Raw genomic sequence first — 15,070 nt, 5'->3', positions numbered from 1 at the left:
GCAATGGCTAAACAAAAATATTATGTAGTGTGGAATGGACGAAAGCCAGGTATTTATACGACATGGGCAGAATGTGAAAAGCAAACAAAAGGGTTTCAAGGTGCGGCCTTTAAGTCTTTTCCTACACAATCAGAAGCGGTGCAAGCATATAACCAAGGTGCAGCCAGCCGTTCTGTCTCAAACGGAAAATCGGGTGCTTCAGCCCTGAAAAGCAGCACTGCTGCACCAATTGACGAAAACAGCATCTCTGTTGATGCGGCATGCAGCGGAAATCCTGGCATGATGGAATATCAGGGTGTGGACACATTGACTGGAGAACGCATATTCCACTATGGTCCTGTTTTTGGCACAAATAATATTGGGGAATTTTTGGGAATTGTTCACGCATTGGTGATGCTGAAAAAACTTGGAAAAGACACAACTATATATAGTGACAGCATGACTGCACTTTCATGGGTACGTAACAAAAAAGCGAACACAAGCCTTAAACGTGATCATCGTACAGAGGAACTGTGGCAAATGATTGAACGAGCTGAAGCTTGGCTGAAGGCAAATACATACAAAAACAAAATCATCAAATGGGAAACACACATACACGGTGAAATAAAAGCTGATTTTGGGCGCAAATAAGCGTGAGAGCATATGCTCTCACGCTTTATTCAATGTGACGCCAATAATTCGACTATTTGGTCCTCCATCATTTTACCAGAGCTTTCATCAATAAGATGATTCAGCATGATAGAAAAGATATAGCTCTTACCGCTTTTACTTTCTACATACCCGGAAAGGGAACTAACTGCTGACAAAGTCCCGGTTTTTGCTTTCACTTTCCCTAATGTATTTTCCGATTGCAGACGATTGCGTAAAGTACCGCCAATCATTCTGTCTTTATTACCGGAAACAGGGAGCGCTTTTTCATAATCAGAAAACCAAGCTTCCTTTTGAATACAGAAAAGCAATGTAGACAAATCATTTGCCGTAATCAAATCAATTGGAGAAATACCCGAACCATCCCGAATTAGCATGCCACTCGTATCCAATCCGAATTTCTTCATTTGTTCCTTAAGTACTGCAACACCCTTTTCAAAGCTACCCTCACCTTTTTCGACTTTTCCTAATTCCTTTAACAATGTTTCCCCGATTGTATTATTACTTAGCTTCAAAAATGGAACTACTATTTTTGACAATGGCAGGGACTTATGAACATGAATGGGTGTTGACAGCTCTGGGGTAATCCCTTCCTTTACTTCACCAGTCCAGGTAATACCTTGGTTTGTTAATGCTTGCTGGAACACATTAAGTACTAATTCAGGAGGATTTTCAATGGCAACCCAGCTTTTCGTTGCGCCGCTTCCTACCGGAATATCCCCCTTAATTGTGATCGAATCTTCACCATGCTTCCTTACAGACTGGATATCTTCCTTGCCGTCCTTATTAACAGTGCTTGTACGATTAGCAATATCCAGATTAGAGACCGATGGCTTAATTGTCAGCTTTGCTGGATTGCCTGCATTTGCCCCAGGACTTGCTTTAATCAAAATTGTGCCTGCATCATATTCTTTATCAGGTGACATCGTCAATCCAGAAACAGGTGCTCCGTAATAGGTGGATTCATCACTCCAAGCCAAATCAATGGAATAAGGAACATCATCATACCAGCTTGCATCACCAATGATGCTGCCATTGATTTTCTTGATTCCTTTATCATGTAATGACTTAGCGATATTCTCCAGGTCACTTTGAAGTAAAGTGGTATCGCCTTTGCCTTTTACGTACAAATCTCCTGATAAAACTCCATTCACAAGCTTTCCGTCTGTATAAATCACTGTGTCAAAGGTATAGTCACTCCCTAATACAGACAGTGCAGCGGCAGCTGTTAACAGCTTTAAATTAGAAGCAGGCGCTAATCTTGTATGAGCCATTTGTTCATAAACAACCTGTCCGCTGCTCTGATCACGGATGCTTATACCAGCAAGACTCCCTTTTAGCTTAGGCATGGATGTGAGAAGCTTATTTAATTCTGCTTCTACATCTTCTGTGTTTCCTTGTGCATGTACTTCGAGCTCATATGGTTTTGTTCCATTCAGCTGTACGACAAGTATTCCAAGGATAATCAGCAGCAAGACAAGTTTTTGTCGTTTCAAAAGCAAACCCACCCCTTTATCTAAGGCATATGTAAAGAACTATTATGGACAGAAAAAAAGGAGCTTAGACAATTAATGCTGACAAACTGGACAAAAGAAGGTTTTCTTGGAAGAGATTTCTGTTTTCACAATTTTATTGCCACATCTTTGACAAGGCTGGCCTTCACAGTCATACACACGGCATTTATCATTAAAGGCTCCTGTTTTAGTATCTCCGACGTAAAGCGGATGCTCCATATAACCGCCAATCTCTGTTGCCTCTGGTAAAACTGTTCGGATTGATGTATAGAGAGCCGACAGCTCGTCGCTACTTAAATCCTCCAATTTTCTATCCGGTAACAGCCTCGCATCATAACATATTTCGTCTGAATAACAATTGCCGATTCCTGACAAGAAATGCTGATCGACCAGCTTTAGCTTCAGCATGCCTCGCTTTTTTTCTATATACGTTAAAAACTGTGCTTCCGTAAAGCTGGCAGCTAAGGGCTCTGGTCCTAAATCTGCCAATTCCTGCTCCACTTCCTGTTCCGTGTATAGATGAAGGTATCCGAGTCTTAAACCGATGAAATAAAGATGTTTCTCTCCAAAGGACAGCTGTACCTGCACTGTTCGTTTTGGCTTATCCTTTTCTTCTGAATAATACATCCAGCCCCCAAGCATTAAATGCAGCAGCAGCACCTTATTATTGCTTAACCGAAACAACAGATGCTTTGCCCGCCTCTCAACAGCCTGTATGGTAGTACCGCGAACGGCGCCAATAAATACAATTGGTGTGACATTAACCGATTTTTCTCTGTTTATGATGACATCTGTAATCATCTTATTTTGCAGGAGCTGATTAAGGTTACGTTTGTAATTTTCCATTTCTGGTAATTCAGGCATGTGCATACCTCCAAAGGTTAGTTTCTTCCCTTTATATTCTGATTGCCCATAGCTTTTCATGCATAAAAAAAGAGGCCGGGACATAAGTATGTGAACCAGCGTAAAGACCGAACTATTGATTAAATAGTTCGGTCTTTTGTTCTTAGTTTAAATACAAAAAATCAGAAATTTTAGTGGAATGGAGCGGAGGCCACTCGACTACTAAGGGAAATAGAGGAAAGGATGAGACCCAGCAGGCGAAGACGAGGAGGCTCAGCTTCCTCCCCGCGGAAAGCGAGTGGGTGCAGCGCAATGAAACGAATTAACTTTAACTCAACATTCTATTTAGACACAACCTTCATTTTTCAAATTTAGTTGTAATTCTATTATTCGTGTTTAGAAAGCTTATCTTTTGTTTTGTCCCAGCCTCTTCACTTAAAGCTTAGCTTTTTTTAACTATTTCATACCCAAGCTTATCGATAGCATGTTCAATACCTTGCTCTAATGTTGAAAATGTTGGAATGGACTGTAAATCAACGCCTGAATTAATAATTTGCACACCTAATGCCGGACTAATGCCGACAAGAATGCATTCTCCCCCTAAAAGGGCAACTGCCTTAACCAAACCTTGTAAACGGAAAATGATATATTCGTCAAAGTCACTAATTGCTGTCATGTCAAGCAGCAGATAGGTTGCTCTTTGCTTGGAAAATGCAAATAACGTTTTTTGAAGTAATCCCTCAAAGCGCTCATCATTAAATTTCCCAACAAGAGAAACAGCCAAAATCCCTTTCATGACAGGCATGATTGGTGTAGATAGGTGCTTTACCAGCTCTGAAAGCTCCTGTGTTCTATCTTCTACTTTTTGTTCAAGCTGATTTATATATGCCTGCTCTTTTTGGCGCGCCAGTTGATGGATGTTATCATTTGGCGTAATGGAGGATGGATAAATTTCAATCTCGTCAAATTCATCACCATTAAGCTGTGACTTATTTACCTTATACCACATATTTTCTTTAAACAAAGCTGTAAGCACACCTGCCCAATGGCTTGGAAGCAGGACGGTTGCCTGCTCTTTTTTCATAGATTGATAGATGCGATGCTCCCAGCTGTTCTTAAGCTGGAGAATGACCTTTTTCTCATCGAGACAGAAATGCGTGACGTTGATTTTTCCCCAGCCGGCATTTCGATATATATCCATATATTGTTCAATCACATCTCTAGTATCAATCCTGTCCTTATAATAGCTGCTGACTAGCTCTCCCATCCGAAATCCAGTCGCTTCAAGGACAGTATTTGATACATCATTGCCTGAAACCTCAATGATTGTACTAATGAATAATTCAATGGCAGAGTCCCAAAACAGCACAGACTGAGCTCCATCAAAAGAAAAAATCCCTTTGTCTTTATCCCAAGTAAATACAGTGTTGTCTACTTCTGTGCGTATAATTGAATCTCCCATGCTATTCTCCTCACTTATTTCTCGTCTAACAAACTACCTAGGGTAAACATAAAGCTGTAAAACAATTCTAATACAGCTGCTACACTCAATTCCTCTGTAAATCCTTCTATATATTCGATCGGAAGGTTCACATCCCATAGACCATCTTGATTATTAAACATAAGGCTATATGGTGTTTCGCTGCCTAGCTTATTTGAAAAGTAAGAACGGATAACCTGCTCTTGCTTCTTAGGAGCACGGAAGCCGAAAAGTCCGTCATATTTGCGGAAAACAGAATCAACCTCCAATGTCAGCCCGTCTACTTGAATCATGTCAAACAAATCTGTTTCCACATATAAATATTCGTCGAGATTGGTTTTCAGCAGAGAAATTTTTTCTTCTAGAAAGGAAGCAGGCAAAGCTTCTTTTACTGTTTCGTCACTTTCTTTATTAGCAAGCTCCATGTAGAATTCACCTAGTTTTTCTGGTAATGATACAATGACGATGCCTTCTTCAGCTGCAAGCTCGCTCTCCAGTAAATAAGCTTTTTCTACTGGAAGAGCAGCAATTTTTTCATTCTCTGGCTTACTTTCAAGATATTTCTTCATATTTTTGTTTATCAATTTAGTCTAACTCCTTTATGCCGTACTTATTTCTTTTTTGAATGTTTTGGCTTAAAAATCGCACTGCCTGTGTTTCTTTTGCCTTTATTGCTGCTAAACGTTCTTTCCTGCTTTGCTCCATCCTTGCCCTTGCTGCTAGCATTCCTGTCCTGCTTCCCTTTTGGTTCACCTGAATGCTGTTTTTTTCTGCCTTGTCCAGCCTTTGCTTTCTGAGATGATCGGAAGCCAGGTTTACGTTTAGTATAGTCCGTTTTTGTTTTAGCAGCTTGCTCTGAGCTGTCATCCGTTTTTTTCAGCTGCTGCATCTTTGTTATCGTGATGCCAAGCTCCTGCTCTATCATATCCAATGTTTCACGGTCATCTGAAGAATAGAAGGTAATGGCTGCGCCCTCCATACCAGCTCTGCCTGTTCGACCAATTCTATGCACATAGCTTTCTGCATCTGCAGGAATGTCATAGTTGAATACATGTGTAATGCCATCAATGTCTAATCCTCTTGCAGCAACATCTGTTGCAATTAATATCGGAAATTTAGCATTGCGGAAGTCCTTCATCACTTGCTCTCGTTTTGCCTGTGAAAGGTCACCGTGCAGCTCCCGGCAATCTAAGCCACTGTTTCGGAGAACTTCATATAATTTGCTCACTCTTCGCTTCGTTCGGCAAAATACAACAGCCATAAATGGTTGGTACGTTTTTATAAGAGTCATTAACGTTCCTTGCTTAGCTCTGTCTGTTGTATGCATAGAAAATTGCTGAACCGTTGCAGCTGGCCCTTGTTTTTTCTCTACTGTCATGTACTCAGCATTTATCATGTATTTCTTGGCAAGCATTTTAATATCATCAGAAATAGTCGCAGAAAACATTAGCGTCTGCCTTGATTTTGGCGTACGTCTCATTATGTATTTCACTTCTTCTAAAAATCCGATGTGAAGCATTTGGTCGGCCTCATCAAGTACAATGACATTTAAGCGGTCAAGCTTTATTTGACCCCTTTTCATGTAATCTATCAGCCTTCCTGGTGTTGCGACAACAATGGAAATATTGTCCTTCATTCGATGAAGCTGCTTTTCCACATCCTGACCGCCGTATGCTGTTAATACTTCTGCAAAATCAGGCTTTACTTTCTCTATTTCAGCAGAGATTTGAATCGCAAGCTCTCTTGTCGGGCTGACAATCAATGCTTGTATATAGTCTGCGTCTTTTTTTAGTTTTTGAACAATTGGCAAGGCAAATGCATATGTTTTTCCTGTCCCTGTTTGTGCTTGAGCTATAACATCTTTACCGTCTATTATGGAAGGTATAACCTTTTTTTGGATTGGTGAAGGCTCTGTTATTCCTCTTTTTTGTAAATGATCTATAATCGTATCATTAATTCCTAAGCTTTTAAAATCTGTCAATTAATATCCCTACTTTCTACTTAGTCAGCTTAACAATAGCTAACCATCCTTTATTTTGGCTTTTTATCGGTAAAATAGCAAGTGTTCTTAAGAAAACTCTTATAATTAAAAAGGAGCAAAGACTATTATGCCTTTGCTCCTTTTTAGGAATACAAGAATTAAACGAGCTTCAGGATTTCAGTGACAGCATATGCTACCCCATCCTCGTTGTTGCTCTTTGTTATATCACTCGCTCTTTTCTTTATTTCGTCCGGTGCATTTTCCATGGCGAATGATCTAGTCGATACTTCAAATTGTGTTACATCATTTCCTCCATCACCAAATGAATATATTTCATCAAAAACGATTTTTTTCATGTTTTCGTAGCGTCTTATTGCCTTCCCTTTTTGAGCAGTGCTTGATGTTATCTCACAGTTATTAGGAAAAGAGGATGAAAAGGAGACACTAGAAATCTCTTTAAGAGTGTTTTTTACCGTATCAATCTTATCAATTTCTGTTTCATTAACGACGGCAATTAATTTATAGATCTTAATGTCTTCTTGTGCAACAATACCTTCATAGTCCTGACTGTCAAACATTTGCTGAATTTCATCCCATGATTTCCCTCTTAATGAAGGCAATGTACCAGGGAATCCTCCTTTATTCGTATACACAAGAATGCCAACATTAAGCGGCTTTAATTTAGCTAAAAGCTCAAAATATAAATCCTCTGCAAGCGTTGTTTCATAAAGAAGCTCACCGCTTTCTGAATACATCATGCTTCCATTTAAGCAGAAAATAGGCAGCTTTAGCTCAGCTACACCTGCAACTCTAATAACATCGGCATACTGTCTTCCTGTATTTAAAATAACCTCTATATGATTATCCTTCATTTGTTGAATTACTTGTCTATTTTTTTCGGAAATCTGGTGCTGGTCATCCAAAAGTGTGCCGTCCAGATCAATAGATACACATTTCATTTTCGTCTTCCCCCTTAGTACTGTTCTCTTAGTATTATAAACATAAGACCTACCAATAGACAGCTTTTTGCATGCAAAAAAGAGGAGGTCCTATTGCCTCCCCGCTTAATTATTGGTCAAGTGATGTGTCGAGGGGTTTAAGTCTCGCTTCAATTTCTGCTCGCTGCGGCTCTAAGAACGGCGGCAGTGCCAACGATTCACCAAGATGGTCGATATGCTCATCTGTATCAAAGCCTGGTCCGTCTGTCGCAAGCTCAAATAAAATCCCATTAGGCTCTCTGAAATAAAGAGATTTAAAATAGAAGCGGTCAACGAAACCAGAGTTTTGAAATCTCGATTCATTTACTTTATTTATCCATTCATACAGCTCTTCCTCATCATCAACACGGAAAGCAACATGATGAACTCCGCCTCTGCCAAGACGCTGTACCGGCAGATCTGTTCTTTCCTCAACATGAACCTCTGCACCACTGCCACCTTCACCTGTTTCAAAAACAAGAATATCTGGCTGATTTTCTAGATGAGAAGAAAATTGGCCGCTAGCACGAAAACCCATAATCTCTGTTAAAACACGGATTGTTGGCTGTGGTTTACGCACTGTCAATTGCACTGGTCCAAGTCCAACAATGGCATGCTCTAATGGAATTGGTCCTTTTTTCCATGGTGTACCTGCCTTAACGCCTTCATTATGTTCATCTGACACGAGGAAGAAGCGCTGACTTTCAAAATCACGGAATTCCAACGCCTTACGCCCAGCACGCTCCATTATCTCTCCATGAGAAACTTGCAATTCATCAAATCGCTCCACCCAATATTGTAAGGAATCATCACTCGGAACACGCAGCGACAGTGCTGAAATACTACTCACACCTTCTCTGTTTGGAGCAAGGTTCGGAATTTCAAAGAAAGTAAGCTCTGTGCCTGGATTACCTTTTTCATCCCCATAAAATAAATGATAAACAGATGTATCATCTTGATTAACTGTTTTTTTAATTAGACGCATGCCTAATACCCTTGTATAAAAGTCATAGTTTTGTGCTGCTTTTGATGTCATTGCTGAAACATGATGGATACCTTTAAACATCATTGTTTTTTTCCTTCTTTCTATTTCTGAATTTTTTTCAGCAGTCCAAGTAACTGCTTCATTTCTGCTTCTGTTAATGCTTCAAACTGTGCTGCTTGAAACTCCTCTTGTTTAGGAATGGCATCACGATACAGGTTTTGGCCTTTTTCCGTCAAGGAAACGTATTTCGTTTTCCATTCCTGCCTTCTTTCAATCAAACCCTGCTCCTCCATTTTTTTCAGGAGCTGTGTTATGTTTCCTTTTGACACAAGCAGTTTGTCTGCAAGCTCCTGCTGTGAGATGGAATTAGTTTGACCTATTTGGGCAATCATATCGAGCTGGGCGACATTTAACCCAAATTCCTTTAAATGCTGATTGCTTTTTCTGTTGCTTTTGTTATAAAACCTAGATAAACGGAACCATAATAAGACACCTAGCCTTGTATTCCTTTTGGTTTTCATTGTTCATTCACCTTGTCATTTCTCAGTTTAGTACTTAACTTATATTTTCAGTTTACTGCTAAACTGATGAACAGTCAATATGTATTACCGAAATTTTTGCTCATAAGAAAAAGCTCAAGCGATACACAGCTTGAGCCTCTACTTACATATTAATTTCCAGCATTACTGGACAATGGTCGCTTCCTAACACATTACAATGTATTTCTGTATCGACAAGCAGGTCCTTCAAGCGTTCAGAAAGGATGAAATAATCGATTCTCCAACCAATATTCCGCTCTCTGACCTTCGCCATGTATGACCACCATGTGTATACATCTCCTCTATCTGGATATAGATAACGGAAGCTGTCAATGAATCCTGCTTCAAGTAGGCTTGTCATTTCGCCTCGCTCTTCCATTGTAAACCCAGAGTTTCCAAGGTTAGATCTAGCATTTTTTAAATCAATTTCCTGGTGGGCTACATTTAAGTCTCCACAGTAAATGACTGGTTTCTTCTCATCAAGTGCTTGAATATACATCTTTAACTGCTTTTCCCATTCTATTCTATATGGCAAGCGGCTTAAATCTCGTTTAGAGTTAGGCGTATATACATTCAGCAAATAAAATTCAGGAAACTCTAAAGTAATCGCGCGTCCTTCCAGCTCTTCAAAATCCTCACCTATACCATATTTGACACTTAACGGCTTCTGTTTAGTAAAGACAGCCGTTCCCGAGTACCCTTTACGCTCCGCATAATTCCAAAATTGATGATACCCCTCTAAATCTAATTGAATCTGCCCTTCTTGCAGCTTCGATTCTTGTATACAAAAAATATCAGCATCTATTTCATGAAAAAAATCTAAAAAGCCCTTTTTAACACAAGCTCTAATTCCATTAACATTCCATGTTACTAGCTTCATTCGTATTGCTCCTTAACTATATGTTCTACTAAATTAATAGAGTAACATGAATAACGCAGTGAATAAAGTAATATATCTTTCCATGAAAATACTTTATGAAAAAGTAAGTAAATTAAAAGACTAGTCATTTTTCTATCTATTATAATACCTTTATATTATGTTCATCACTTACCCACGGACAAAACGAAAACTCTCTCTCCTTTTATCCATTACAAGCCAAAAAAACGGAACTAGTATGCAATATTTCAAATGATTGCACGCTAGTTCCGTTTATCTTACATAGTCAATGCTAGAAATGGCATTAAAAATATTTACTATACTATAGTTGGTGATTCTGCAAAGCCTACATCATAATGGCGGATGAGTCGATAAAGTCCTTTGGCAATCTGTTCTTTCCCATAAAGTGGTTTGCCATGTCCTGTATAGATAATGCTCGGCTCCAGTTTTGCCAGCTTCATGATAGACTCTCTGCTTTCCGCTCTGTTTGGAGTGAAATACGCTGGTGGTCCATGCAGCTCCTCTTTCTGTGTTAATACCGCGAATAAGGATTCTTGTTTAACAGTAACGAAGGCATCACCAGCCAACAGCAGTCCGTCCTCTTTTCTGTATAAGGATATATGGCCTTTTGTGTGTCCTGGTGTATGGATACACTCCCACCCCTCCATGAAATTCAGCTCTTCTCCTGACTGTAGTACTTTCAGGTTAGAATGTAGCTGAATACCATCACGAGGATAAAACGGCGACAAAAACGACATAACGCCCTTCACAACAAATGGTGTTGGTCTTGGATAAACCTCTTCTCCCGTTAAATAGGACATTTCCTCGCTATGGGCATATATCGGCACATCCCACTCATGCAGCAATGTTTCCAATGCACCGATATGATCAAAATGGCCATGTGTCAAGATGATTGCTATTGGTTTTTTTTTACCGAATAATGATTTAGCATATTGCAAAATAAATTTAGCGGAATATGGTATGCCTGCATCGACCAATACCCAATCTTGCTTGTCCTTCCCTAATCCTCCTACTAGTGCTATATTGGCGATAGCTGTTTTATATCCATAAACATCACTTGCTATTTTCATGTAGATGTCTCCTTTTTTCAGTTAGTATTACCTAACATTTTAATTTGACACAAAAAATACATTTTTAAGAGGTTATTGAAACCTTTAAGAAAAAGGGAAATACGTGTGGATAATTAATCGAAAGATAGCTTCCTCTATTTTATGCTCAAACCCAAGATAGGCCTAAGATCACTCGACTCGTAGTGTATAAAAATAAGCAGCTGCTTCCTTGGCAATGTATGATGTTCAGTCACCCTATAGTGGCGTTCCATGCTAATAACATGTATTATTCGTATATAGCCAAGTTGGATATTTTGACCATGCACAAAAAAAAATGATAAGATGACACCGAGGTGAACATAATGATAGATACATTTAAAGCAGTTGTAGTAAATAAACAAGACGAAGATTTTTCTTTGCGTGTAGAACAAGTAAACTTAGACAAGCTGTCTAAAGGCAATGTATTAATAGAAGTGCATTATTCTGGAATCAATTATAAAGATGGTCTCGCGAGTGTGCCAAACGGAAAAATCGTTCGTTCCTATCCACATATCCCTGGTATTGATTTAGCAGGTGTTGTTGTCGAATCGGACGATGATCGTTACCAAACGGGAGATAAAGTGATTGCAACCAGCTATGAAATTGGTGTATCTCACAGTGGCGGTTATAGTCAATACGCAAATATCCCGGCAGATTATATTGTGCCGCTTCCAGAAGGTCTTTCATTAAAAGAAGCGATGATTATTGGAACAGCTGGCTTCACTGCTGCATTATCGGTATTGCGCCTAGAAGAAAATGGCTTGAAGCCTGAAAATGGGAAAGTGCTTGTAACAGGAGCAACAGGCGGTGTTGGAAGCTTCGGTGTTGCGATGCTTGCAAAGCTCGGCTATAACGTGGAAGCTAGTACAGGCAAGGAATCGGAGCATGAATATTTAACAGCTATTGGTGCTGGCAGCATTATTGCCAGAGATGAGGTTTATAATGGCAATCTAAAGACATTAGATAAGCAGGAATGGGCTGGGGCAATCGATCCTGTTGGTGGAGCTACATTAGCAGCTATCGCAAGCAAACTGCAATATAACGGCTCTGTGGCTGTTAGCGGCTTAACTGGTGGCGGAGATGTGCCAACATCCGTTTATCCGTTTATATTAAGAGGCGTTAATATATTAGGTATAGACTCGGTTTATTGTCCGATGGAGACAAGGCTGAAAGTGTGGGAACGAGTTGCCTCCGACTTAAAAATCGATGACTTAACTCCATTTATCGCCAAAGAGGTTTCACTAGATGAACTTCCAGAGCTTTTGCCAACCATTCTGCAAGGCGGAATCCGCGGCAGAATTATTGCAAATATAAAAGGATAAATAAGAAAAAGGACCTTTATTAAGGTCCTTTTTTACTTCATTTGCATCCATGTATCAATATAATGGACAGCAAGATTAACATTTTCTTGCGGATATGCTTTTGCTACTTTTGCAAGCTCGTTTTTCATATATGTTTTACTTTTTTCATAAAAGCTGATATTGGATCCCTCTTCTGACTCACCAGTTTCAACACCAATATTGATTGTTTTTCCTGCATCCTTCGCATACTGTACTTCTGTTTTCACAAGTGAATTAATGCCGTTTGCACCTGTTGCTGTATTTCGGTATGCCATAATTGTGACAGAATCTGTGTTTTTAATTGCCCATTTTGCAAGATTGCTTTTTCCATATGTGTTGGCAAATGTAATTTCATCAAACCAAAATGGCATATCAATACTTAATTCTAAGCTTAAATTAGTGCTTAACTGACTACTACGCTTAATTAGCTTCTGATAAGCTAGTACAACATCATCTCTGTCTGTGTTCCATTCTGTCAATATATACGGTTCAACATCAAGATGTACACCACTGAAGCGTTGATTAGCAGCACTGTTCTTTTGGTAATTCTTTAGCCAAGTAAACATGCTGTCCGCATATGCTTGTCCGCCTGCCAATGCCCATTTCGAAGCACCGTCTAATGCATGAACACTGATATTGTTTGTAGTTGCTTTAGCAATAAACTGTTGATATGTTTTCCGTTCAACCTCTTGGTCAATTTGCAGATAGACGTCTGTCACACTATTTTTCACAAGAAAATTAATGACTTTATTTTGTCCGGCTGCGGTTGTTAGTGCCCATGGATTCCAGATCCAGGTTGCATTTGTTTTGCTGTTTGCAGCAGCATTTGTATGGATAGAAGGTAGCATTAAGCCCACCACCAAAATTAAAATTGCTAGTTTCTTCATTCTTATACTTCTCCTTTAGAAAAGCCTAGACCAATCCAAAGGAGAAGTCTGGCAGCCTGGCAGCCATTCGTTTTTATAAACGGTTAGGCCCATAGCTTTGCGTCCTTGCTTTTCAACAAGTTTGCCCTTTTCAGATATATTTTAGTTACCTATATTATAGCGTCATTAAACCTTTTTTCCTAGTGCTTTTCTCACAAAGAAAAGATGAAAAATATGGTAAATAGGGATGAATTACTTAGAAAGCTTTTATCATAAGCTTGTCAGTCAGAAGCTATAATTCTAGTTAACATAATATAATTATAATTACCTTTGTTCAATTGCTTTACAAACCTCTATTGTTAATTCCTGCGTAATTTCATCTAATTTCGGCTCAAGCACACTATTAACCATCGGGGCAAATGTACCAAATGCGTTAATTTCTAAGTAACCAGTCATTTTCGTTTGCATTTCTCCAACCTGCTGTGCTGAAAAATAACCACTCCCGATAAATTTTTCATTTATTCCTGTCAGCTTAAAAGAAACTTGAGATGGCTCCTCCCATTTCAGTATATCAATTCGTAAAGATATTTTTTTCTTTATGAAGCCGATATCTGTCTTAAACTCCCATGTTGAAACTAAATCAGAGATGATCTGATGCTGAATATAACCAGGAACTAACGGAGCCCAATTATCCATCGACCTGACAAAATCCCAGACTTTTTCAAGCGGTGCTTTAACAACTACACTATGTTTTTTACTAGGCATTGCTCACACTTCCTTCTCTTCATGTCTATTACTATGCATATTCATATAGGAAGAAAGTATGTTTGCCAAGAGGATTTTTAATTAGTTTACATAATATAATTATTGTTTCTTAATAAAAGTAATCTGACAACTCCATTTCCATTGCTTTTTCCTTTTGATTATCAGACACATGTGTATATTTTTGGGTTGTGTTTAAATTGGTGTGTCCTAACAGCTCTTGAATGGTACGAATATCTCTTCCGTCCCTCACGAGGTGTGTTGCAAAGCTATGTCTCAGCTTATGGCTGGAAATAGACTTTTGCTTCCAATTGTATTCTGGGTATTCCTGTTCAATACTGTCGCAGATTCGCTCTGTTATTTCCTGTATCCGTCTTCTAGAAATTCTTTTTCCTCGTCTTGAGATAAACAAGGCGTCCTCATTTCCTCGCATCGGTAGAATTCTATCTTCCTTTATATAAGTCATTAACTCCTCATAAAGCTTTATAGGCAACGGAATATATCTCGTTTTATTCCCTTTCCCTAACACCTGCAGTCCTCTTTTTCCAGTTTGAATCGAGGAGATATTCAATATATGTATCTCGGAAACGCGCAAGCCAGCAAAAGCCATCAAGCCCATCATCACCTTATTTCTTCTTTGATGCTGCTTTTGCGATACAATACTGATCATATCAAAAAATGCCTTCAGCTCATCCTTTTCTAAATAACTCGGCAATTTCCCTTTTTGTTCCTTTGCACTTTCTAATTCAGCAGCAATGTTTTTATGAAGTAGCTCGTAATCCATCAAGCACTTAAAAAACGATCTTAATGCCGTCAGTCGTCTATTCCTTGATGTGGCACTATTGCCTCGCTTCGTTTTCAATTCATTCATAAAAAGGGTAATATGTAGCTTCTTCACATCATTCAATTCTACTTTTTCTTGTTTTTTACGTGTCATAAATTCTAAAAACAAGTATATATCGCGTACATAGTTCTCCATTGTAAACGTACTGTAGTCTTTATTATCCATTTCTGTTTTAAAGATAGTGACTTCTTCCTCATACCATTCAGCCAATAAACGATTATCCATCTCTAATAAACCACCAATCTTCGACTTTTATCTATTATTTATTATACTATATTCCTTAAAAAACCGCACATAAGAGATAT

At 38.9% G+C, this 15,070-nt stretch carries 15 protein-coding genes and 1 riboswitch; of the genes, 2 read left to right on the top strand and 13 right to left on the bottom strand.

Annotated features, from left to right (window positions below):
• Positions 1-3: 3 nt before the first annotated feature.
• On the top strand, positions 4-630 hold the full coding sequence (locus tag EM808_RS23975) for a ribonuclease H1 domain-containing protein (RefSeq protein WP_127741597.1): 627 nt from the start codon (positions 4-6) through the stop codon (positions 628-630).
• Positions 631-659: 29 nt separating this feature from the next.
• Here EM808_RS23975 and dacB read toward each other — a convergent pair whose 3' ends face one another.
• The 10 genes from dacB to EM808_RS23925 all read right to left on the bottom strand — a co-directional run bounded on the left by dacB (position 660) and on the right by EM808_RS23925 (position 10,935).
• On the bottom strand, positions 660-2,144 hold the full coding sequence (dacB, locus tag EM808_RS23970; RefSeq protein ID WP_127741595.1) for a D-alanyl-D-alanine carboxypeptidase/D-alanyl-D-alanine endopeptidase: 1,485 nt from the start codon (positions 2,142-2,144) through the stop codon (positions 660-662).
• A gap of 72 nt (positions 2,145-2,216) precedes the next feature.
• Positions 2,217-3,026 carry an Fpg/Nei family DNA glycosylase gene (locus EM808_RS23965; RefSeq protein WP_127741593.1) on the bottom strand — a complete coding sequence of 270 codons (810 nt, stop codon included), beginning with the start codon at positions 3,024-3,026 and terminating at the stop codon, positions 2,217-2,219.
• Between the two features lie 421 nt (positions 3,027-3,447).
• Positions 3,448-4,467 carry an STAS domain-containing protein gene (locus tag EM808_RS23960; RefSeq protein WP_127741591.1) on the bottom strand — a complete coding sequence of 340 codons (1,020 nt, stop codon included), beginning with the start codon at positions 4,465-4,467 and terminating at the stop codon, positions 3,448-3,450.
• Positions 4,468-4,481: 14 nt separating this feature from the next.
• Positions 4,482-5,069, bottom strand: coding sequence for a hypothetical protein (locus tag EM808_RS23955; protein ID WP_127741589.1), 588 nt, complete (start codon positions 5,067-5,069; stop codon positions 4,482-4,484).
• Positions 5,070-5,095: 26 nt separating this feature from the next.
• Positions 5,096-6,466: a DEAD/DEAH box helicase gene (locus EM808_RS23950; RefSeq protein WP_127741587.1), complete on the bottom strand. Its 1,371-nt coding sequence runs from the start codon at positions 6,464-6,466 to the stop codon at positions 5,096-5,098.
• A gap of 158 nt (positions 6,467-6,624) precedes the next feature.
• On the bottom strand, positions 6,625-7,425 hold the full coding sequence (locus EM808_RS23945) for an HAD family hydrolase (protein ID WP_127741585.1): 801 nt from the start codon (positions 7,423-7,425) through the stop codon (positions 6,625-6,627).
• A 109-nt stretch (positions 7,426-7,534) separates the two neighbouring features.
• Positions 7,535-8,512, bottom strand: a complete 978-nt coding sequence (locus tag EM808_RS23940; RefSeq protein ID WP_127741583.1) for a ring-cleaving dioxygenase — start codon at positions 8,510-8,512, stop codon at positions 7,535-7,537.
• Positions 8,513-8,529: 17 nt separating this feature from the next.
• On the bottom strand, positions 8,530-8,949 hold the full coding sequence (locus tag EM808_RS23935) for a MarR family winged helix-turn-helix transcriptional regulator (protein ID WP_127741581.1): 420 nt from the start codon (positions 8,947-8,949) through the stop codon (positions 8,530-8,532).
• Positions 8,950-9,091: 142 nt separating this feature from the next.
• The gene (locus EM808_RS23930; RefSeq protein ID WP_127741579.1) at positions 9,092-9,847 is read right to left on the bottom strand and encodes an exodeoxyribonuclease III; all 756 of its coding nucleotides are present in this window, start codon (positions 9,845-9,847) and stop codon (positions 9,092-9,094) included.
• Between the two features lie 314 nt (positions 9,848-10,161).
• Positions 10,162-10,935, bottom strand: coding sequence for an MBL fold metallo-hydrolase (locus EM808_RS23925; RefSeq protein WP_127741577.1), 774 nt, complete (start codon positions 10,933-10,935; stop codon positions 10,162-10,164).
• 341 nt (positions 10,936-11,276) lie between these two features.
• Between EM808_RS23925 and EM808_RS23920 the strand changes: the two genes are divergently transcribed.
• A complete protein-coding gene (locus EM808_RS23920) occupies positions 11,277-12,275 on the top strand; it encodes an acrylyl-CoA reductase family protein (protein ID WP_127741575.1) in 999 nt (332 codons plus the stop codon).
• Positions 12,276-12,307: 32 nt separating this feature from the next.
• On the opposite strand, the gene EM808_RS23915 is transcribed toward EM808_RS23920, so the two are convergent.
• The 3 genes from EM808_RS23915 to EM808_RS23905 all read right to left on the bottom strand — a co-directional run bounded on the left by EM808_RS23915 (position 12,308) and on the right by EM808_RS23905 (position 14,990).
• Entirely contained in the window at positions 12,308-13,180 is an 873-nt protein-coding gene (locus tag EM808_RS23915; RefSeq protein ID WP_127741573.1) for an amidase, read from the bottom strand.
• A 47-nt stretch (positions 13,181-13,227) separates the two neighbouring features.
• Positions 13,228-13,316: riboswitch (cyclic di-GMP riboswitch) on the bottom strand.
• 167 nt (positions 13,317-13,483) lie between these two features.
• Complete coding sequence (locus EM808_RS23910; RefSeq protein WP_127741571.1) at positions 13,484-13,924, bottom strand: CoxG family protein; 441 nt, start codon at positions 13,922-13,924, stop codon at positions 13,484-13,486.
• 109 nt (positions 13,925-14,033) lie between these two features.
• Positions 14,034-14,990, bottom strand: coding sequence for a tyrosine-type recombinase/integrase (locus EM808_RS23905; RefSeq protein WP_127741569.1), 957 nt, complete (start codon positions 14,988-14,990; stop codon positions 14,034-14,036).
• Positions 14,991-15,070 lie beyond the last annotated feature (80 nt).

It is taken from the genome of Niallia taxi, assembly GCF_004005475.1.
In the GTDB taxonomy this organism is placed as follows: Bacteria; Bacillota; Bacilli; order Bacillales; family Cytobacillaceae; genus Niallia; species Niallia taxi.
Note: the sequence above shows the minus strand (reverse complement) of the source record. Positions and strands in the feature narration are given on the sequence as shown.